The organism is Pseudomonas psychrophila, assembly GCF_001043005.1.
GTDB lineage: Bacteria > Pseudomonadota > Gammaproteobacteria > Pseudomonadales > Pseudomonadaceae > Aquipseudomonas > Aquipseudomonas psychrophila.
On sequence record NZ_JYKZ01000001.1, the window covers coordinates 948,648 to 969,868 of the forward strand.

Sequence of the window (21,221 nt, forward strand, 5' to 3'; positions counted from 1 at the left end):
GAGGGCAAGGCCATTCCATTCTCCCCGCGTTCACACATCATCACTCGACGCATGCTGGTCGGGGCCAGCGCCCTCTCGGTGCTGGCCATCCTCAGCATCGTTGGCTATTTGCTGGTCAGGGAGTTCCGCAATACCGAAGAAGACGCCGCACGCGCGGCGTTGAACATTGTGCAGTTGATCAGCCGGGATATTCGTAACACGTTCTCGATCTACGACACCTCCCTGAGCAACCTGATCAAACTGATGCAAAGCCAGGCACTGGCCCCTCTTTCGCCACAGACTCAAAAGTCGGTGCTCTTCGACAGAGCCATTGAAGCGCCTTCCAACGCAGGGTTCTTTGTACTCGATGCCGAAGGCAAACTGATTGCCAGCTCTCGGCCGACGGTATCCTTGCTGGACAACGCTCTTCAGCAGCCTTGGTTCAGGGCGCACCTCAAAGCAAAAAGCGATGAACTCTTCATCAGTCGCCCCCTGCTCGTCAGCGGGATACCCAATGACTGGAACCTGATTTTGAGCCGCCGAATTACGGCTCCGGACGGCACGTTTGGCGGCGTCGCCGTTGCCCAGATGAAATTGAGCTACTTTCAAAATCTGTTCCGCGGGCTGGACCTTGGACCTACAGGCAACATCAGCCTCATCAGCACGGACGGTATCCTGCTGATTCAGTCTCCTGCGACTACCAAGTTTTACACCGGTCAGGACCTCAGCCAAACGCCGATCTTTTTGCGTTTTCTCACAGAGCGTTATGGCAGCTTTACCGCTATGTCCGGTGCCTACAACCTGGAGCGTCTTTACAACTTCGCCCAAGTCAGCGAGCTGCCCATGGTGGTCGTGGTGGCCTTGTCAACCGAGCACATTTTCAGTAATTGGCAGCACACAGCCTTGTTGATCGGTAGCGCAACGCTGCTGCTCTGCCTGGGCTTACTCTGGCTTACCTGGCTACTGGTTCGCGAACTAGGCCTGCGTCAACGCGCAGAACGAGAGCTTGCAACCCTAGCCTCCACCGATCCGCTTACCGGGCTGGCCAATCGACGCATGCTGGATAAAACACTGGATCTGGAATGGCGACGCGCTCAACGCTCAGGCGCCCCCCTGTCATTGATCATGATTGATATCGATCACTTCAAGGCCTTCAACGACAGCTACGGCCATCAGGCAGGCGATGAAGCCTTGCGTCGGGTCGCACAGGCAATCAATGCCCATGTGCGCCGCCCCGCTGATCTGGCGGCCCGCTATGGAGGAGAAGAGTTTGCGGTTGTCCTGACGGAGACAGACGCTGCGGGCACTCGCCTGCTGGCTGAAAAAATTCGCAGCGCCGTGGAACACATGCAACCGGCCAACACCGCAACGAACAAGCTCACTGTCAGTCTGGGTGCCTGTACTCGCTATGCCAAACCAGGCGACGTTCAGGAAGAACTGATCAGCACTGCCGATAAAGCGCTTTATCAAGCCAAGAAGCGCGGTAGAAACCGGGTAATGGATATCAATGAAACCGGGCTCAATGCACTTAAACCAAAACCCACGGAATAGAGCATGGCGTGGTTAAATCACAAACAAAAAAAAGACCACCCGGAGGTGGCCTTCAAAAACTAGAGAAAGAAGTTTTACTTAAACTGCCGCAACCGGACGCATGTACGAGATCGGTGCAGTGCTGGCATCTTCAAAGGTCACGACTTCCCACGCATCGGTCTGCTCAAGCAGCTTGCGAATCAGCTGGTTGTTCAGTGCATGGCCAGACTTGAAGCCTTTGAATTCACCGATCAGGCTATTGCCCAACAGGTAAAGATCGCCAATTGCGTCGAGGATCTTGTGCTTCACGAATTCGTCTTCATAGCGAAGGCCGTCTTCGTTTAGTACTCCATCCGCGTCGACCACGATCGCGTTTTCTACGCTACCGCCGAGTGCGAGATTGTGCTTGCGCAGGTACTCGATATCACTCATGAAACCAAAAGTACGTGCGCGGCTGACTTCTTTAACAAACGAAGTGCTTGAGAAGTCTACGGTTGCACTTTGGGTACGGTTACGGAAAACCGGGTGATCGAAATCGATCTCGAAGCTCACCTTGAACCCTTCGAAAGGGACGAAAGTGGCGCGCTTGTCGCCGTCTTCCACTGTCACTTCACGCAGGATACGGATGAACTTCTTCGGCGCGTCCTGTTCTTCCAGGCCGGCAGATTGAATCAGGAACACGAAAGGTCCGGCGCTACCGTCCATAATCGGGACTTCAGACGCGGAGAGTTCGACGTAGGCGTTATCGATCCCCAGGCCAGCCATGGCCGAGAGCAAGTGCTCTACCGTGTCTACTTTTACATCGCCGTTAACCAACGTGGTCGACATCGTTGTCTCGCCGACGTTTTCCGCGCGGGCAGGGATCTGCACAACAGGGTCAAGGTCTGCACGACAAAACACGATGCCGGTGTCCACAGGGGCAGGCTTGAGGGTCAGGTAGACCTTCTCACCGGAGTGCAGGCCGACACCTGTGGCACGGATAATATTTTTCAGGGTGCGTTGCTTAATCATGGCATTGGCCGCTTCAGCGCAAATTGCGAATAGGTATCAACAAAGGCTGGGGATAATAGCAGACCGAGCCTTTGCTGAATACCAATCACCTTAATAGCCCTGATTGATTTCATTAATCAGCCTGTCGACGAAGGAAAGCCGGGATGTCCAGGTAATCCAGATCGTCTTGAGGATTGAGCTTGGCAGCGGTCGTCGCGCCTTGCTGTGCCTGGTTACGCATCACGGTCGGGCGGTCCAGATCACGGTAGTTAACCACCGGTTGTTCCTGACGCTCGGTACGCGCTTCCTGACGAGCAGGTGCGTTGTGTGCCGCAGAAGCTGCGTACGAGGCTTGAACGCTGTTGTCGATGACCTTGACCGGCTTCTCGATTTTTGCGCCCAGACCGGTAGCAACCACGGTCACATGCAGTTCGTCGCGCATGTCCGGATCGATAACGGTACCGACCTTCACCATCGCGTGCTCGGAAGCAAAGGCTTCGATGATGCTACCCACGTCGGAGTACTCACCCAGGGACAGGTCAGGACCGGCGGTGATGTTGACCAGGATGCCGCGAGCGCCTTCCAGGTTTACGTCTTCAAGCAACGGGTTGCGGATAGCCGCTTCGGTCGCTTCACGTGCACGGTTCGGACCGCTGGCGCAGCCAGTGCCCATCATTGCCATGCCCATTTCGCTCATCACGGTACGCACGTCGGCAAAGTCGACGTTGATCATGCCCGGACGCTTGATGATGTCGGAAATACCGCGCACGGCACCGGCCAGCACGTCATCGGCCTTGGCGAAAGCCGACAGCAGGCTTGCGTCCTTGCCGAGGATGGTCAGCAGTTTTTCGTTCGGAATCGTGATCAACGAATCGACGCTTTCGGACAGCAGACGAATACCTTCGTCAGCGATCTGCATGCGCTTGCGACCTTCGAACGGGAACGGACGAGTCACCACCGCAACGGTGAGAATCCCCATTTCCTTGGCCACTTCGGCAATGATCGGCGCAGCACCGGTACCGGTACCACCGCCCATGCCCGTGGTGATGAACACCATATTGGTGCCCTGCAACACTTCAGCGATGCGCTCGCGGTCTTCCAGAGCGGCCTGACGGCCTACCTCTGGATTTGCGCCGGCACCCAGGCCCTTGGTCACACCAGTGCCCAATTGCAGGATCGTGCGCGCACCGATGCTTTTCAGCGCTTGCGCGTCAGTGTTGGCGCAGATGAATTCCACGCCTTCGATGTTGCTCTTAACCATGTGGTTAACAGCATTGCCACCGCCGCCACCAACACCGATAACTTTAATTACCGGGCTTTGCGGGATGTTGTCTACGAGTTCGAACATGGTCCCTCTCCTTTCAGTTCTCTAGTTTTTTTCGCCTACTTCTACCGCTTTGAATCTTTTTACAGCTCAAGCTTTAAAAGTTGCCCTGCACCCAGCGCTTCAGGCGCTCAAACACAGGGGCTTTTTGTTCGTCACTGCTGTAGTTGTCGCGGTTGCTGATACCCGACATGGAAATACCGTCTGACTGCTTTTGCAGCCCGTACAGCAACAAGCCCACAGCGGTGGAGTAAATCGGATTACGCACAACGTCGGTCAAGCCCTTGAAGCTGTGCGGCACGCCCAGGCGGACCGGCATGTGGAAGATCTCTTCGGCCAGTTCGACCGCGCCTTCCATCTTTGAAGTACCACCGGTCAACACGATGCCCGCCGGGATCAAATCTTCGTAGCCGCTGCGACGCAGCTCAGCCTGAATCAGGGTGAACAGTTCGTCGTAACGCGGCTCGACCACTTCGGCCAACGCCTGACGCGACAGCTCGCGCGGTGGGCGATCGCCTACGCTCGGCACCTTGATGGTTTCGCCGGCGCCAGCCAGTTTGGCCAGTGCACAGGCGTAGCGAATCTTGATTTCTTCGGCATATTGGGTCGGTGTACGCAGCGCCATCGCGATGTCGTTGGTCACCTGATCACCCGCAATTGGGATCACTGCCGTGTGGCGAATCGCGCCTTCGGTGAAGATCGCGATGTCAGTGGTGCCGCCGCCGATATCGACCAGGCAAACGCCCAATTCTTTTTCATCATCGGTCAGCACCGAGTAAGCCGACGCCAGTTGCTCGAGGATGATGTCGTCCACCTCAAGACCACAGCGGCGCACGCATTTCTCGATGTTCTGTGCGGCATTCACGGCGCACGTCACTACGTGAACCTTGGCTTCCAGACGCACGCCCGACATGCCCAGTGGCTCACGAACGCCCTCCTGGTTATCGATCACGTAGTCCTGCGCCAGGGTATGCAGTACACGCTGGTCAGCCGGGATCGCGACGGCTTGTGCGGCGTCGAGAACACGCTCAAGGTCGGCCGAGCTGACTTCGCGATCCCGAATCGCCACGATGCCGTGGGAGTTCAGGCTGCGGATGTGGTTGCCGGCAACGCCGACAAACGCCGAGTGAATCCGGCAACCGGCCATCAGCTGCGCTTCTTCGATGGCGCGCTGGATCGATTGCACGGTGGACTCGATGTTCACCACCACGCCTTTCTTCAGGCCCCGGGACGGATGCGTGCCAATACCGACGATTTCGATCGTGCCGTCTTCACCGACCTCGCCCACCAGCGCCACCACCTTGGAGGTGCCGATATCGAGACCGACGATCATTTTTCCGCTTTGCACGTTTGCCATGGGTCCTGCCTCTTCTTAATTCTTCGCGACAGCGGGTTGGGCTATCGTGGGTGCCACAGGTTCCCGCCAGCCGACGGCCAATCCGTTGGCATAACGCAAATCGATGCGCGCTATGTTTGTAATCTGTTCTTTCAGCGTTTTTTCATAGATGGCTATGAAGCGACGCATTTTTTCCACCAGGTGATCGCGCCCCAACAGCAACTCGATTCCAGGTCCTGCACTGCCGGCTCCGGTGGTCAGGAACCAGCTACCGCGCTCACGCAATTCCAACCGGGCAATTGAAAAGCCCATCGGACGCAGCATCTGGCTCAACACCTGATACTGCTGCATCACTTGCTGCTGAGCCCGTTGGGGACCAAACAACTGCGGCAAATGCTCATAGTTGGCCAGCTCACGCGGCGTGAATGCCTGGCCCTGATTGTTCAGCAATGCTTCATCCCCCCAGCGGGCAACCGGCAGTTGCTCTTCAAGGCGAATCACCACCTGGTCGGGCCACACACGCCGAACCTCGGCGTGTGCGATCCATGGCATTTGCTCAAGTTCGGTGCGCATGCCTGCCAGGTCTACCGTGAAGAAACTCGCCGCCACATAAGGGGCGATGCGCTGCTGCACGGCTTGCTGGCTGATGTAAGTCAAATCACCCTGCACGTTGACATTGGTGATCGGCCGATCCGCATACGGCATCAAGCGTTGTGCACCTTCGTAGGTGCCATAACCCAACGCCACCAGCAGTACCGGCCAGAACAAGGCTTTCAAAAAGCCAAAATTGGCTTTTGGCAAACGCACCGACATCGGCTCTTTCGCCACCATCCGGCTGGCGCCACGCGGCACCGGCTTGCGGCCGGGAGCGGGTGGTTGATGACGAAGCGATGCACCTTGCATGGACTTAACCCCGCGCCTCTAAGCTTGCCGCCAGAATCGACAGCACCAACTGTTGGAAATCCAGACCCGCAGCCTTGGCCGCCATCGGCACCAGACTGTGATCGGTCATGCCCGGCGCGGTGTTGACTTCCAGTAGCCAGAACTGGCCAGCGGTGTCCTGCATAACGTCCAGGCGGCCCCAACCGGCAATACCGATCGCCTCGCAGGCTTTCGCCGTGAGGTCCATGAGCTCTTGTTCCTTGGCACTGTCGAGGCCGCACGGGATCCGATACTGGGTATCGTTGGCCACGTACTTGGCGTCGTAGTCGTAAAAGGTATGCGGCGTACCCAGGGCAATCGGAGGCAACACCTGGTCACGCAGGGTGGCGATGGTGAACTCGGGACCACTGATCCATTGCTCAACCAACACTTGCGAGTCGTACTTGCTGGCATCGGCCCAAGCGACGATCAACTCGTCAACATTATTCACTTTGGCCATACCGATACTTGAACCTTCATGTGCCGGTTTGACGATCAAAGGGAAGCTCAGTTCCTTGGCTGCACAAATACAATCGGCTTCGCTGCTCAACACGGCGTGACGTGGGGTTGGAATACCCAGGCTGTGCCACACCTGCTTGGTGCGCAGCTTGTCCATTGCCAGGGCTGAGGCGAGGATGCCACTGCCGGTGTAAGGAATGCCCAGGCACTCCAGCAGGCCTTGCATGCTGCCGTCTTCACCGCCACGGCCGTGAAGAATGATGAACGCACGGTCGATCTTTTCGCGGGTGATACGGGTGATGAAGTCATCGCCCACATCGATACCGAAGGCATCCACACCGGCGCTTTGCAGCGCACCCAGTACGGCATTGCCCGATTTCAACGAGACTTCACGCTCAGCGCTTTTGCCGCCGAACAGCACGGCCACACGGCCGAAGTCGGCAGGGGCAATGGTCGAGAACAGGTTGGCGTAGGCAGCAGTCATTTCAACTTTCCTTCACTGGTAGCAACAACAGCACCGGCGAACAGCGGGCTTTTAATAAGTTGCGGTGCCAGACGGCCGATATCGCCCGCCCCTTGGCACAACAGAATGTCGCCAGCGCGCAGCAGCGGCTTGACGATCGGCGCCAGCTCAACGCCGCGCTCGATGTAGATCGGGTCCAATTGACCGCGCTGGCGGATGCTGTGGCACAGCTGACGGCTGTCAGCGCCCGGAATCGGCTCTTCACCGGCCGGGTAAACTTCCATCAACAGCAGCACGTTGGCATCGGCCAGCACCTGGACGAAATCGTCATACAGGTCACGGGTACGGCTGAAACGGTGCGGCTGATAAACCATCACAAGACGACGTTCCGGCCAGCCGCCGCGTACGGCCTTGATCACGGCTGCGACTTCGGTCGGGTGGTGGCCGTAATCATCGACCAGCATCACACTGCCGCCTTCAACAGGCAGCTCGCCGTACACCTGGAAGCGACGACCTACACCCTCAAAGCCCGACAGCCCCTGAACGATGGCCTCATCACTGATGCCTTCATCGGAGGCAATGCAGATGGTCGCCAGGGCGTTAAGCACGTTGTGGTTGCCGGGCATGTTCACCGACACGTCAAGCGGCTCGCGGTCCGGGCGCAACACGGTGAAGAAAGTTTGCATGCCTTGCTGGCGAACATTGATCGCACGCACGTCCGCAGCTTCACTGAAGCCGTACGTTACGGTCGGACGCTTGACCAGCGGGAGGATTTCACGCACTACAGGATCGTCCAGGCACAGCACGGCCAAACCGTAGAACGGCAGGTTGTGCAGGAACTCGACGAAGGTTTTCTTCAGTTTGTTGAAGTCGCCTTCGTAGGTCGCCATATGGTCGGCGTCGATGTTGGTGACCACAGCAACCATCGGCTGCAAGTGCAGGAAGCTGGCATCGCTCTCATCTGCTTCAGCAATCAGGTAACGGCTGGTGCCCAGTTGTGCATTGGTGCCGGCTGCATTCAGTCGACCACCAATCACGAACGTCGGGTCCAGGCCACCGGCCGCGAACACCGAGGCCAGCAGGCTGGTGGTGGTGGTCTTGCCGTGGGTCCCGGCGACGGCAATGCCGTGGCGATAGCGCATCAGCTCAGCCAGCATCTCGGCCCGCGGCACTACAGGAATGCGGCGTTCCAGTGCACTCGCCACTTCAGGGTTCGACGTGTTCACCGCGCTCGACACCACCAGTACATCGGCGGTGGCAGCGTTCTCGGCACGATGGCCGATGTAGATGTGTGCGCCGAACGATTCAAGACGCTCGGTCACAGGCGATGCATTCAAGTCTGAACCCGACACTTCATAGCCCAGGTTCAGCAGCACCTCGGCAATGCCGCACATGCCCACACCGCCGATACCGACAAAGTGGATACGACGGATACGACGCATCTCGGGTTGTGGCATAGCTTTTTGATTCTCAACCATTGGCCACCTCCAGGCAGATATCTACAACGTTGCGGGTCGCATCAGGTTTGGCCAGTCGGCGGGCATTGGCCGCCATGCTGTTGAGTCGTTCCGGTTGCATCAAAACCTCTGTCAGGCGTGCAGCCAGTTCGGCTGCGCCAGTTGTCGCTTGCGGCATCAGGAAGGCTGCGCCCTCGCGTGCCAAAAAGTCGGCGTTACGGCTCTGATGGTCGTCAATCGCGTGGGGCAATGGCACCAGCAGCGAAGGCAGACCGGCCGCAGCCAGTTCACTGACGGTCAGCGCGCCTGCGCGACAAACCACCAGGTCGGCCCAGCCATAGGCGTGGGCCATGTCTTTGATAAACGGTTGTACGTCAGCTTCGACACCGACCGCGTTATAGCGCTCGGCTGTAATCTGGCCATGCTGTTTGCCTGCCTGATGAAACACTTCAGGACGAATGTCAGCCGGTACTTTGGCCAAGGCTTCAGGCAACAATTTGTTCAGGGGTTCGGCACCCAGGCTGCCACCCAGCACCAGCAGGCGCGCCTTGCGCCCTTCCAGTGCGGCCCGTGGCGCAAGCGTGAACAGTTCAGGACGTACCGGGTTGCCGGTGGTACGCAGTTTGTCCGAGGCGGAGAAGGTTTCAGGGAAGGCTTCGCAGACACGACGGGTCATCGGCACCAGCAGACGATTGGCCGTACCGGCTACCGCGTTCTGCTCGTGAATGATCACTGGCACACCACAGGTTTTCGCGGCCAAACCACCAGGCCCTGTCACATAGCCGCCAAAACCCAGCACACACACCGGCTTGAGCTGGCGAATGATTTTGCGTGCCTGAAACAGCGCTTTGAGCAACACAAACGGTGCTTTTAACAGCGACAGTTTGCTCTTGCCACGCAAGCCCGCGACATTGATCAGGTGCAGTTTGAAGCCCGCAGGCTCAACCAGTTCATTCTCGATGCCACGGGGAGTACCGAGCCAGTGCACGGTATAACCACGTGCTTCGAACTCGCGCGCACACGCCAGCGCCGGGAACACGTGGCCGCCGGTGCCGCCGGCCATGATCAGCACATTAGCGCCCATGGGTCGGCTCCTCATCGAAGTCGCTTTCTTTGAAATCGGTCTCTTCGCTGCCCAAGTGGGTACGACTCTCCCACTCGATGCGCAGCAACAAGCCCATGCACACACAGCAAATCACCAGCGAGCTGCCGCCATAACTGAGGAATGGCAAGGTCAGACCCTTGGTTGGCAGCAAACCGACGTTTACCCCGATATTGATCAGGAACTGACCGATCCACAGGAACGACAAGCCGTAGGCCATATAAGCCGAGAAATACTGCTTGGCGCGCTCGGCCCACATGCCTATGTACATGCCGCGCACGCAAACGAATACGAACAGGGCCAAGGTCAACAGCGAGCCGACTACGCCCAATTCTTCAGCCAAGACCGAGAACACGAAGTCGGTGTGCGCTTCAGGCAGGTAGAACTGCTTCTGCACACTGTTACCCAAACCAACGCCAAGCCACTCTCCGCGACCGAACGCGATCAGGGCCTGGGTCAGTTGGTAGCCGGAACCGAACTGGTCGGACCACGGGTCGGTAAAGGTGATCAAACGCGCCATCCGGTAAGGCTGGGCCTGTACCAGGACAAACACTGCACCCACCGCCAGTGCCACCATCAGGGCGAAGCGGAACAGGCCAACACCACCCAGGAACAACATGGCAGCCGCCGCGCCCATCATGACAACGGTGGCACCGAAGTCCGGTTCCATCAGCAGCAGGCCCGCCATCGGCAGCAAAACGATGAATGGTTTGAAGAAGCCCATCCAGCTTTCACGGACTTCCTTCTGCTGGCGCACCAGATAGCCCGCGAGGTAGATCACCACGAAGACCTTGGCGATTTCTGAAGGCTGTACGTTAAAGAAGCTGAAGCCGATCCAGCGCATGGAACCGTTCACTTCACGCCCGATACCCGGGATCAGCACCATCACCAACAAACCAAACGCACCGATCAGCAACAACCAGCCCAGGCGTTGCCATGTCGCGATCGGCACCATCAAGGTCAGGATGCACGCGCCAAGGCCGAGGACGATGTAAAACAGGTGGCGGATCATGTGGTACAGGGTGTTACCTGACTGCAAGGCGGCAACTTCGGACGATGCCGAAGTAATCATCACCAGCCCAAGGCCTAGCAACGCGAGGCAACCGGCCAGCAACGGGAAGTCGAGGTCGATGCCACGGCCCGTGATCAGCGGCGAAGGGTAAGGTTTGAGGATGCCGAAAATCATGCCAGCACCTCCACGGCGCGGGCGAACAACTGGCCGCGGTCTTCGTAATTTTTGAACATGTCAAAACTGGCGCAGGCGGGCGACAGCAGCACAGCATCGCCTGGCTGGGCCAACGCACGGCTTTGCTCGATTGCTTCGTCCAGCGAACTGACGCGCACTAAAGGCACCGAATTGCCCACCGCCTCTGCGATCAACTCTGCATCACGACCCATCAGCACAACTGCGCGGCAGTACTTGGCGACTGAGTCACGCAGGCCGCTGAAGTCTGCCCCCTTGCCGTCGCCGCCAGCGATCAGGATCAGCTTGCCGTCCATGTCCATGCCCAAGCCGTCGATGGCAGCCAGTGCCGCACCGACGTTGGTAGCTTTGGAGTCGTTGTAGTAGCTCACGCCATCAAGCTCGCGTACCCATTGGCAGCGATGCTCAAGGCCGGTGAAATGACGCAGGCTTTGCAGCATGGCATCGAACGGCAAGCCCACTGCGTGGCCCAGAGCCAATGCAGCGAGGGCATTGGCCTGGTTGTGAGCACCACGCACCTTCAATTCGCGAACGGGCATCAGGTTTTGAAATTCGAACGCGAGGTATTTTTCGCCGTTTTCTTCACGCAGGCCAAAAGCCTTGAAATCCGGCGCACCCAGGCCGAAGGTCCAGCACGGCTGACCTTCACTCATCAGCGGACGCGTCAGCGCATCCTGACGATTGACCACGACTTGCCTGGCACCACGGAAAATCCGGTGTTTGGCCAGGTGATACGCCGGCAGGCCGCTGTAGCGATCCATATGGTCTTCGCTGACATTGAGCACGGTGGCCACTTCAGCACCCAGCTGGTTGGTGGTTTCCAGCTGGAAGCTCGACAGCTCCATCACGTACAGCTCGACGTCATCGTTCAGAAGATCCAGCGCAGGCGTGCCGAGATTGCCACCGACCGCAACGCGCTTGCCGGCTGCCGCCGCCATTTCACCGACCAGGGTGGTCACAGTGCTTTTGGCGTTGGAGCCGCTGATTGCAACGATGGGCGCCTTTGCGTTACGCGCGAACAGGTCGATATCGCCCGACAGTTTCACGCCACGGGCCGCCGCCGCCTGCAGGGCCGGAGTCGCAAGTGCCAGGCCGGGGCTCACATACAGTTCGTCGGCACGGCACAGGAATTCGACATCCAGTTCGCCACAACGCACTTCCACTTGCGGGTAGTCACGGCGCAGCGTGGCCAGTTCCGGTGGATTTTCCCGCGTGTCTGCCACAGCAAACGACACGCCCCGCTGCGCCAGAAAGCGCACCAGGGACATGCCGCTCTTGCCGAGGCCGACAACGATGCGGAAGTGGTCAGAAGCGATCAGAGACACAGGTTCTACCTCAGCTTCAGCGTGGCAAGACCGATCAACACGAGGATCACGGTGATAATCCAGAAACGGACGATCACGCGAGGCTCGGGCCAGCCTTTAAGTTCAAAGTGGTGATGAATCGGCGCCATGCGGAACACCCGCTTGCCGGTCAACTTGAAAGACGCTACCTGGATCACCACGGACAGGGTTTCCATCACGAACACACCGCCCATGATGAACAGCACGATTTCCTGACGCACGATCACGGCGATAGTGCCCAGGGCCGCGCCCAGCGCCAGCGCGCCGACGTCACCCATGAACACTTGTGCCGGGTAGGTGTTGAACCACAAAAATCCGAGACCGGCACCAATCAGCGCGCCGCAGAAAACGATTAACTCACCAGCGCCCGGGACATACGGGATCAGCAGGTAGTCGGCAAATTTAACGTTGCCCGACAGGTAGCAGAAGATACCCAGCGCACCGCCCACCATCACCGTAGGCATGATCGCCAGACCATCAAGGCCGTCAGTCAGGTTGACCGCGTTGCTAGACCCTACGATCACAAAGTAGGTCAGTACAACAAAGCCGATACCCAGCGGGATGCTGGCGTCCTTGAGGATTGGCAGGATCAGTGTGGTTTCGACCGCGCTTGGCGCCGTCGCATACAGAAAGATCGCAGCGCCCAGACCAAACACCGACTGCCAGAAGTACTTCCAGCGGCTCGGTAGGCCACGGGAGTTTTTCTCGATGACCTTGCGATAGTCGTCGACCCAGCCAATGGCGCCGAACAGCAGGGTCACGATCATCACAACCCACACATAGCGGTTGCTCAGGTCAGCCCACAACAGGGTACTGATGGTGATTGCCGACAGAATCAACGCGCCACCCATAGTTGGGGTGCCGGATTTGGACAAATGGGATTGCGGGCCGTCGTTACGGACCGATTGGCCGATCTGACGGTTTTGCAGGGTGCGGATCATCCACGGCCCCAGGCACAGCGACAAGGTCAGCGCGGTCAGCACCCCGAAAATCCCGCGCAGGGACAGGTACTGGAAGACCGCGAAGCCTTTGTAGAACTGTTGCAGATACTCCGCTAGCAGCAGCAGCATTAATGTTTCTCCCCGCTGGAACCGCACAAAGCCGCAACGACGTTTTCCATCGCTGCGCTGCGCGAGCCCTTGATCAAAATAGTGGTGTTTGTTTCGTGCTCAGCGCGAAGCGCCTTGATCAGGTCAGCCTGATTGGCGAAGTGACGAGCCTGGTGTCCAAATGCTGTGACGGCATGAGCCATCATGGGTCCCACCGCATAGAGCGCTGAAACTTTGTCGGCGGCATAAGCGCCTACTTCACGATGTCCTTGCTCCGCCCACTCACCCAGTTCGCCAATATCTCCGAGCACCAGGACGGTGCGGCCGGAAAAGGCGGCGAGTATATCAACGGCAGCGCACATTGAGGTGGGGTTTGCGTTGTAAGTATCATCAATAATTCGCAGGCCATCGGCAGTCAATTGGGCAACTGCCCGGCCTTTCACTGGCAACACGGCTTCGAGGCCGGTTTTGATGCCAAATAGCGAGACACCTAGGGCATGAGCTGCGGCTGCGGCCGCCAATGCGTTGGCCACGTTATGGTTGCCCAGCAGATTGAGTTGAACCGTTTCGGCGCCCAGCGGGCTGTGCAATGTGAAGCCCGGGCAACCCCGTGCGTCACGGGTCAGATCGCTGGCATGGAAGTCGGCCTGGGGGTTTTCCAGGGCAAAGCTCAGCACTTTGCGCCCTGCTGCACGGTTCTTCCAGATGGCGAATGCCTTGTCATCCAGATTCAGAACGGCGATGCCATTGGCATCCAGCCCTTCAATAATCTCGCCTTTGGCCTCGACGATTTTTTCCGGCCCGCCGAACTCACCCACATGGGCTGTGCCTGCATTGTTGAGCACGGCAACATGAGGCTTGGTCAAGGCCACGCTGTAGGCGATTTCGCCAACACGAGAAGCACCCAACTCAATGACCGCTGCTGTGTGTTCGGCGCTCAGTTCGAGCAGCGTCAGCGGCACGCCCAGATCGTTGTTCAGGTTGCCTTTGGTCGCCAGTACCGGACCACGGGTACGCAGGATGCAGGCGAGCATTTCTTTGACGGTGGTCTTGCCACTGGAGCCGGTAATGGCCGCGACCGGTTTGTCATAGCCGGCACGATTGAGCGCGCCCAACTGACCCAGTGCTTCTCGCGTGTCTTTGACCACCAGTTGAGGCAGTGCTGACTCAGGTACTTCGCGCTCGACCAGGGCGGCAACGGCGCCTTTGGCAGCTACTTCATTCAGGTAATCATGACCATCAAAGCGCGGACCGGTCAGGGCAATAAACAACTGACCTTTCGTAATCGCCCGGCTGTCGATGCTGACACCACTGAAGCGGCAGTCCGCTTCAACCAGACGCCCCTGCAGAACAGTAGCCACTTCACTCAGCAACAGAGGTTTAATCATTGGCCACCTCCCAGATACTCAGGGCTTTTTCGGCTTCGACCAGATCAGAGAAATCATGACGCTCGCCATTGATTTCCTGATAGTCCTCATGACCTTTACCGGCCAGCACGATCACGTCTTCAGCGTGGGCGTTGGCAATGACTTGAGCGATTGCATCACCGCGACCGGCTACAAAGGTGACGTTCTGCGGTGCTACAAAACCAGCACGAATGTCGTCAAAGATTTGCGTCGGTGCTTCTGTACGCGGATTGTCGTCGGTGACCAGAACACCATCAGCCAAACGCTCAACCACGTGCGCCATCAACGGCCGCTTGCCGCGATCTCGATCGCCGCCGCAGCCGAACAGGCACAGCAATTGGCCTTTGGCGTGGGGACGCAGCGCCAGCAATACTTTTTCCAGCGCATCCGGGGTGTGGGCGTAATCGACCACCACCAACGGTTTGGTGCCGCCACCCAGACGCTGCATGCGCCCGACCGGACCTTCCAGCTTCGGCAGCACGGCCAGAATTTCGTCCAGTGCGTAATCCAACCCAAGCAAGGCGCCAACAGCGGCCAACACGTTGCTCAAATTGAAACGCCCGAGCAAGGAACTGCGCAGGAGGTGCTCGCCTTGAGCCGTCACCACGGTGGCGCGGACACCGTCATCATCAAAGGTCGCATCACGGCAGTACAGAGTGGCACTGCTGTCCTCAAGGCTGTAGCTAATCAGGCGCGAACCATGCTTTTCAGCGGCCAGTTGGCGACCGAACTCATCGTCCAGGTTCAGTACGCGGCAACGCAGATCCGGCCAGGCAAACAGCTTGGCCTTGGCGGCAGCATAAGCCTCCATAGTGCCGTGATAATCCAGGTGGTCACGGGACAGGTTTGTCAGCACGGCAACGTCGAACGCCAATGCGCTGACACGACCCTGATCCAGGCCATGGGAAGAGACTTCCATTGCGACGGCCTTGGCACCGGCCTTTTTCAGGTCGGCCAACATGGCTTGTACGGCAATCGGGTCCGGCGTGGTGTGGCGACCGCTTTGCAGCGCGCCATAAAAGCCCGTGCCCAGCGTGCCGACGATGCCGCAGTGCTGCCCCAACAGATCCAGCGCTTGCGCCACCAACTGAGTGACGCTGGTTTTACCGTTGGTACCGGTCACGCCGACCAGGTTGAGATGACGACTCGGCTCACCATAAAAGCGCCCGGCGATATCGGACAGCTGAGCCGCCAGACCTTTGACCGGAATCAAGGGAACAGAAGAGATGGGCAGTACGTCTGCACCCTGCACTTCATAGGCTACGGCAGCCGCGCCGCGCTTCAACGCGTCAGCGATGTGCTCACGACCATCGAGCTTGCCGCCGGGCACCGCAAGGAACAGATCACCTGCGCGTACATTGCGGCTGTCCAGAGTCAGCTCACGAATAAGCAGATCGTGGCCGGCATGAGGAAAAATCTTGTTCAGGCTCAGGGACATTAGCCGCGCCCTCCTTTGGCTGCTGCCGCGGCTGCGGCTGCTTGTTGCTCCGCTGCCGTCGGCAGGTTATCCGGGGTCACGTTCATCAGACGCAGCGTGCCGGACATGACTTTGCTGAATACCGGAGCGGAAACCAGACCACCGAAGTAGCCCGCCTTGCTCGGTTCATCGATCACTACAACGATCGCGTAACGCGGGTCGCTCATGGGGCCGAAGCCGGCGAACAGGGAACGATAAGAGTTCACTGCGTAGCCTTTGACGCCGCCCGAAGATGTTTTACGCGCTGTACCCGACTTGCCGCCAACGTGATACGCCGGCACCTTGGCACGCCATACACCGCGAGGGTTTTCGATCACTTCCTGGAGCATGCCCTGCACCGTTTTGGCGACTTGCTCAGGCATGACCTGCGCAGACTCGGGCGGGCGGTCGGTTTTTAGCAGCGTCAGCGGAGCAAGCTTGCCGTTGTTGGCCAATGCCGAGAACGCATGGACCAGCTGGATCGCCGTTACGGACACGCCGTAGCCATAAGAGAGGGTCGCGGTTTCAGCCTTGCGCCACTCGCGGTAGTTAGGCAGGTTGCCGACGCGCTCACCCGGAAAGCCCAGGCCGGTGTCTTGCCCCAGGCCCATCTTGGCCATCTGGCGGAAGATCGCTTCGCCACCGATATCGAAGGCAACCTTGCTCATGCCCACGTTACTGGAGTTGATCAGAATGCCGGTCAGGTCGAGGACCGGACCTTCGGAACGGGATACGTCACGAATGGTGTACTTGCCCAACTGCAGGGTGCCCGGATAAACCTCAACCTTATCAGTAGGCTTCCAGCGCCCGGTTTCCAGCGCAGCACTCATGGAGATCGGCTTGACCGTCGAGCCCGGCTCGAACACGTCGATCATGGCGCGGTTACGCATCATCGCCGGTTGCAGGTTGCGACGGTTGTTGGGGTTGTAGGTAGGCTGGTTGACCATCGCTAGAATCTCGCCGGTCTTCACATCCATGATCACCAGGCTACCGGCCTTGGCGCCGTTCTCGACCAGCGCATTGCGCAGTTCGCGGTTGGCCAGATACTGCAGGCGCAGGTCAATCGACAACGCCAAGGTCTTACCTGCCTTGGCGTTTTTGGTCACTTGCACATCTTTGATCAGACGCCCGCGCCTGTCCTTGATCACCTGCCGCTTGCCCGGAACTCCGGCCAGCCATTCGTCATAGGCCAGCTCAACGCCTTCACGACCTTTATCGTCGATATCGGTAAAGCCGACCATGTGGGCCGTAACTTCACCGGCAGGGTAAAAACGGCGGAACTCTTCAATGCCATAAACGCCCGGCACCTTGAGGTCGAGCACAACCTGGCCCTGCTCAGGGGTGAGGCCCCGGACCAGGTAGATAAATTCTTTATTGGCTTGCTGTTCCAGACGCGCCGTCAGCACTTTAGGGTCTTGCCCGAGCGCGTGCGCCAAGGCTGGCCAACGGTCTTTGGCAACCTGCATTTCCTTGGCGTTGGCCCACAGGGTGGTCACCGGCGTACTAACGGCCAGCGGCTCACCATTGCGATCGGTAATCAGGCCACGGTGAGCAGGGATCGGGATATGTCGCAAGCTGCGCGCATCGCCCTGCCCCTTGAGAAAGTCATGGTCGATCACTTGCAGGTAAACGATCTGGCACGCGATCGCGCCTACCAGCAGTGCCAGCAATGCCAGCACCACACGAAAACGCCACGGATAGAGCGCGCCCTCGAGTTTGATCATGGCGCCACCATTCGAACTTCTGCTGCGCCAGGAATGCGCATTTTCAGTTGTTCGCTGGCCAGTGTTTCGATACGGCTATGGGCGGTCCAGGTGCTTTGCTCGAGAATCAAACGCCCCCATTCCGCCTGTGCCTTGTCACGCACACTCAGTTCACCGTATAGGGTGTTGAGCAACTGGCGGTTCCAGTGGGCGCTGTAAGAAACGCCCACAGCCGAAACCAGGACGCCAATAAACAGCAGCAGCATGAAAAAACTTCCGCCGGGAAGTGGTTTGGCGAAGAGCTTGTTCAACGAAGCTTCTCCGCGACGCGCATTACAGCGCTGCGCGAGCGTGGATTGGCTTTGAGTTCGGCATCGGACGCGGTCTGGGCTTTGCCGTGAATTTTGATTTTCGGAACAAAAGCAACGTGCTGAACGGGCAAGCCGCGCGGCAGGTTGTCGGGTTCGCCCTTGACCAGTTTGCGCATGAACAATTTGACGATACGGTCTTCCAGGGAGTGAAAGCTGATCACCACCAGACGGCCGCCGATTGCCAGGGATTCCAGTGCAGCCTCAAGACCTGCTTCAAGGTCGCCCAGTTCGTTGTTCACGTGAATACGCAAACCCTGGAAAGTACGGGTTGCAGGGTGCTTGCCCTTTTCCCAGGCCGGATTGGCCACTTTCAACACTTCAGCCAGATCGCCGGTGCGCTCAAACGGCTTGATATCTCGACGCTCTACAACTGCGCGAGCCATGCGACCGGAAAAGCGCTCTTCGCCATATTCCTTGAAGACGCGGGCGATTTCTTCCTGGGATGCTGTGTTAACGAACTCGGCAGCACTGATGCCGCGGTCCGGATCCATGCGCATGTCCAGAGGGCCGTCATTCATGAAGCTGAAGCCGCGCTCCGGATCGTCAAGTTGCGGTGAAGACACACCCAAATCGAGCAGGACACCGTCAACCTTACCGGCCAGACCGCGATCGGCAATTTCGGATCCCATTTCAGCAAAACTGCGCTGCACAATAACAAAGCGGCCGTCTTCGGCCGCTAGCGCTTGCCCGGTGGCAATCGCCTGTGGATCTTTATCAAACCCGAGCAATTGCCCCTCAGGGCCAAGCTTCTGGAGTATCAGGCGGCTATGTCCGCCGCGACCGAAGGTGCCATCCAGATAGCATCCATCAGGACGTACGGCGAGAGCCTCTACGGCTTCGTCGAGCAGTACGGTGATGTGGTTGAAGCCGCTATCTATAGTCACAGGATTAAATCACGCAGTTCGTCAGGCATCGCGCCCGGTTGTTGAATGGCTGCAAGGTCAGCGGCAGAAACAGCTTCCCAGGCATCCTCGTCCCACAGTTGAAACTTGTTTAGCTGGCCTACCAACATCGCGCGCTTATCCAACTTGGCATATTCACGCAAACGCGGCGGCACCAGAAAACGACCACTGCCATCGAGTTCAAGATCGACGGCATTACCAATCAACAGACGTTGCAAGCGGCGGTTTTCTTCACGCAACGAAGGCAACGCCCGTAGCTTGGTTTCAATCAATTCCCACTCATCAAGGGGGTACACACATAAGCAGGGATCTACCGCATCGATGGTCACGATCAGCTGCCCGGAACTTCGCGAAATCAGCTCGTCACGGTACCGGCTCGGCATTGCGAGACGGCCCTTGGCATCGAGACTGATTGCGTTGGCTCCGCGAAACACTGGTCGCATCTCCAAATATTAGCGTTTTACGTCTAGAAAACCCACTTTATGCCACTTTCCACCACTTATGCACACTATAGGAATGCGCCCACCACACCGTCAAGGAGCGACCCACAGGAAAACCCTTACATAACTGAGATTTAGGAGGGTAAATAGACGTAGAGCAGTAAGCGGAAGGTTTTTTTGACGAGCAAGGCGCAGCGAATTCAAAGCCCTGGACTTCAAACTTAAAGTAGTTTGTTAAGAGTAAGAACTTTTCGGCATTACGTCGGGAATTAATCTTGGAAATGTCGGCGGGGGATTAAGCGCTGTCTGATATAGCATTCTGCCTGCAGGGCAAGCAGAAGAAAAAAAGGTGGAGAGTCGATCTGTAAGCCGGGTTCTGTCGTGAACAGTCATTCGTCTACGATGGCCATCACTGGACATCTTTAGCAACCTACCCGGTTCCAGCGCGGGCCACGCCTTGGAACCCTATTTGGTCTTGCTCCAAGTGGGGTTTACCTAGCCACGAACTGTTGCCAGTCGTGCGGTGCGCTCTTACCGCACCTTTTCACCCTTACCGGCGCCGAAGCGCTTAGGCGGTTATTTTCTGTGGCACTTTCCGTAGGCTCACGCCTCCCAGGCATTACCTGGCACTTCGCCCTATGGAGCCCGGACTTTCCTCCCCCCCCTAATTTTCATAGAAGGCAGCGACTGTCCAATCGACTCTCCGGGGCGAAGATTAACTGTACAGAGCGTATAGAACAAGCGTTAAACGCCGCAAGGCAGGTTGAATTGCCTGAGTTGCGGCCTTTAGTCACGGGGCAATACATGCAAAGACATCAAAACGCCATCACCTGATATCAATTGTTACTCTGCTTTCTGCTTTTCAAGTGCAACTTGGTACAAGACGTTTTTGCGTTCACCGGTTATTTCAGCGGCAAGTGCAGCCGCACGCTTGAGTGGCATTTCTTTAAGCAGCAAGTCGAGAATACGCATCGCCTCACTACTGACCACTTCATCTGTTTCTGGCGCGGTCCAGCCCGCAACCAGCACAACACATTCGCCGCGCTGTTGATTACTGTCGCCTTCAACAAATGCACGCAACTCGGACAGGGGCAAACCCTTGAGTGTTTCGAATGTCTTGGTCAGCTCGCGCGCCAGCAATGCCGGGCGCTCTGACCCAAATACCAGCTCAAGATCTTGCAGGCACTCAAGAATCCGGTGCGGCGCCTCGTAAAAGATCAGCGTGCGGGGCTCTTCTTTTAATAATTCCAGACGCGAACGACGCCCGACAGCCTTGGCAGGCAGGAACCCTTCAAAAATAAAGCGATCAGAAGGCAGCCCCGCCGCAGACAGGGCCGCGATCAAGGCGCAGGCACCCGGCACCGGCACAACCCTGACGCCAGCCGCTCGCGCCTGACGCACCAAGTGATAACCCGGGTCGGAGATCAGCGGCGTACCCGCATCAGAAATCAATGCGACATCTTCACCGGCCAGCAAACGCTGAATAAAGCGGCTGCCTTCATCACGCTCGTTATGTTCGTGACAGGCGCCCAGCGGCGTTGAAATACCAAAATGCTGCAGCAGGCGCAGGGAGTGGCGCGTGTCTTCGGCCGCAATCAGTGACACGTCACGCAAGACCTTGAGCGCGCGCGCACTGATGTCGTCCAGGTTACCGATGGGCGTGGCCACCACATAAAGTGAGCCAAGAACGGAATTCAAATCACCTGGAGCAGTCAAAACGCACACCTCATAAGAGTTAAAGCCGCCATTGTAGCGCGTAGAGCCCTCATGAACGCACCCACCCTGC

18 protein-coding genes and 1 other RNA gene are annotated in these 21,221 nt (G+C 58.0%); 1 reads left to right on the forward strand and 18 read right to left on the reverse strand.

Annotated features, from left to right (window positions below; genetic code table 11):
- Positions 1-51: 51 nt before the first annotated feature.
- A complete protein-coding gene (locus tag TU76_RS04385; RefSeq protein ID WP_088500087.1) occupies positions 52-1,530 on the forward strand; it encodes a sensor domain-containing diguanylate cyclase in 1,479 nt (492 codons plus the stop codon).
- 78 nt (positions 1,531-1,608) lie between these two features.
- Here the strand turns inward: TU76_RS04385 and lpxC are convergent, their stop codons facing one another.
- The 18 genes from lpxC to rsmI all read right to left on the reverse strand — a co-directional run bounded on the left by lpxC (position 1,609) and on the right by rsmI (position 21,133).
- Positions 1,609-2,520 carry a UDP-3-O-acyl-N-acetylglucosamine deacetylase gene (gene lpxC / locus TU76_RS04390; RefSeq protein WP_019823785.1) on the reverse strand — a complete coding sequence of 304 codons (912 nt, stop codon included), beginning with the start codon at positions 2,518-2,520 and terminating at the stop codon, positions 1,609-1,611.
- 112 nt (positions 2,521-2,632) lie between these two features.
- Complete coding sequence (gene ftsZ / locus TU76_RS04395) at positions 2,633-3,847, reverse strand: cell division protein FtsZ (RefSeq protein WP_019823786.1); 1,215 nt, start codon at positions 3,845-3,847, stop codon at positions 2,633-2,635.
- Between the two features lie 73 nt (positions 3,848-3,920).
- On the reverse strand, positions 3,921-5,180 hold the full coding sequence (ftsA, locus tag TU76_RS04400) for a cell division protein FtsA (RefSeq protein WP_019823787.1): 1,260 nt from the start codon (positions 5,178-5,180) through the stop codon (positions 3,921-3,923).
- A gap of 15 nt (positions 5,181-5,195) precedes the next feature.
- Entirely contained in the window at positions 5,196-6,062 is an 867-nt protein-coding gene (locus tag TU76_RS04405; protein ID WP_019823789.1) for a cell division protein FtsQ/DivIB, read from the reverse strand.
- A 4-nt stretch (positions 6,063-6,066) separates the two neighbouring features.
- Positions 6,067-7,023, reverse strand: a complete 957-nt coding sequence (locus TU76_RS04410) for a D-alanine--D-alanine ligase (RefSeq protein WP_046809740.1) — start codon at positions 7,021-7,023, stop codon at positions 6,067-6,069.
- Positions 7,020-8,480 carry a UDP-N-acetylmuramate--L-alanine ligase gene (murC, locus tag TU76_RS04415; RefSeq protein ID WP_019823792.1) on the reverse strand — a complete coding sequence of 487 codons (1,461 nt, stop codon included), beginning with the start codon at positions 8,478-8,480 and terminating at the stop codon, positions 7,020-7,022. The genes TU76_RS04410 and murC overlap by 4 nt, the downstream gene beginning before the upstream one ends.
- Positions 8,473-9,543: an undecaprenyldiphospho-muramoylpentapeptide beta-N-acetylglucosaminyltransferase gene (gene murG, locus TU76_RS04420; protein ID WP_019823794.1), complete on the reverse strand. Its 1,071-nt coding sequence runs from the start codon at positions 9,541-9,543 to the stop codon at positions 8,473-8,475. Before murG ends, murC begins: the two co-directional genes overlap by 8 nt.
- Positions 9,533-10,747: a putative lipid II flippase FtsW gene (gene ftsW / locus TU76_RS04425; RefSeq protein WP_019823797.1), complete on the reverse strand. Its 1,215-nt coding sequence runs from the start codon at positions 10,745-10,747 to the stop codon at positions 9,533-9,535. The genes murG and ftsW overlap by 11 nt, the downstream gene beginning before the upstream one ends.
- The gene (gene murD, locus TU76_RS04430; protein WP_019823799.1) at positions 10,744-12,090 is read right to left on the reverse strand and encodes a UDP-N-acetylmuramoyl-L-alanine--D-glutamate ligase; all 1,347 of its coding nucleotides are present in this window, start codon (positions 12,088-12,090) and stop codon (positions 10,744-10,746) included. Before murD ends, ftsW begins: the two co-directional genes overlap by 4 nt.
- 5 nt (positions 12,091-12,095) lie before the next feature.
- Positions 12,096-13,178, reverse strand: coding sequence for a phospho-N-acetylmuramoyl-pentapeptide-transferase (gene mraY, locus TU76_RS04435; protein WP_019823801.1), 1,083 nt, complete (start codon positions 13,176-13,178; stop codon positions 12,096-12,098).
- Positions 13,178-14,545 carry a UDP-N-acetylmuramoyl-tripeptide--D-alanyl-D-alanine ligase gene (locus TU76_RS04440; protein WP_048351151.1) on the reverse strand — a complete coding sequence of 456 codons (1,368 nt, stop codon included), beginning with the start codon at positions 14,543-14,545 and terminating at the stop codon, positions 13,178-13,180. Before TU76_RS04440 ends, mraY begins: the two co-directional genes overlap by 1 nt.
- Positions 14,538-16,001 carry a UDP-N-acetylmuramoyl-L-alanyl-D-glutamate--2,6-diaminopimelate ligase gene (locus tag TU76_RS04445; RefSeq protein ID WP_048351152.1) on the reverse strand — a complete coding sequence of 488 codons (1,464 nt, stop codon included), beginning with the start codon at positions 15,999-16,001 and terminating at the stop codon, positions 14,538-14,540. The genes TU76_RS04440 and TU76_RS04445 overlap by 8 nt, the downstream gene beginning before the upstream one ends.
- Positions 16,001-17,743 (reverse strand): peptidoglycan D,D-transpeptidase FtsI family protein, encoded by a 1,743-nt coding sequence (locus TU76_RS04450; protein WP_019823807.1) that lies wholly within the window; start codon positions 17,741-17,743, stop codon positions 16,001-16,003. Before TU76_RS04450 ends, TU76_RS04445 begins: the two co-directional genes overlap by 1 nt.
- Positions 17,740-18,033, reverse strand: a complete 294-nt coding sequence (ftsL, locus tag TU76_RS04455; protein WP_019823808.1) for a cell division protein FtsL — start codon at positions 18,031-18,033, stop codon at positions 17,740-17,742. The genes TU76_RS04450 and ftsL overlap by 4 nt, the downstream gene beginning before the upstream one ends.
- The gene (rsmH, locus tag TU76_RS04460) at positions 18,030-18,977 is read right to left on the reverse strand and encodes a 16S rRNA (cytosine(1402)-N(4))-methyltransferase RsmH (RefSeq protein WP_019823810.1); all 948 of its coding nucleotides are present in this window, start codon (positions 18,975-18,977) and stop codon (positions 18,030-18,032) included. The genes ftsL and rsmH overlap by 4 nt, the downstream gene beginning before the upstream one ends.
- Positions 18,974-19,429, reverse strand: coding sequence for a division/cell wall cluster transcriptional repressor MraZ (gene mraZ / locus TU76_RS04465; RefSeq protein WP_019408593.1), 456 nt, complete (start codon positions 19,427-19,429; stop codon positions 18,974-18,976). Before mraZ ends, rsmH begins: the two co-directional genes overlap by 4 nt.
- Positions 19,430-19,784: 355 nt before the next feature.
- Positions 19,785-20,138, reverse strand: an RNA gene (gene rnpB, locus TU76_RS24450) — RNase P RNA component class A.
- A 140-nt stretch (positions 20,139-20,278) separates the two neighbouring features.
- Complete coding sequence (gene rsmI, locus TU76_RS04470) at positions 20,279-21,133, reverse strand: 16S rRNA (cytidine(1402)-2'-O)-methyltransferase (protein ID WP_037032029.1); 855 nt, start codon at positions 21,131-21,133, stop codon at positions 20,279-20,281.
- Positions 21,134-21,221: the final 88 nt, after the last annotated feature.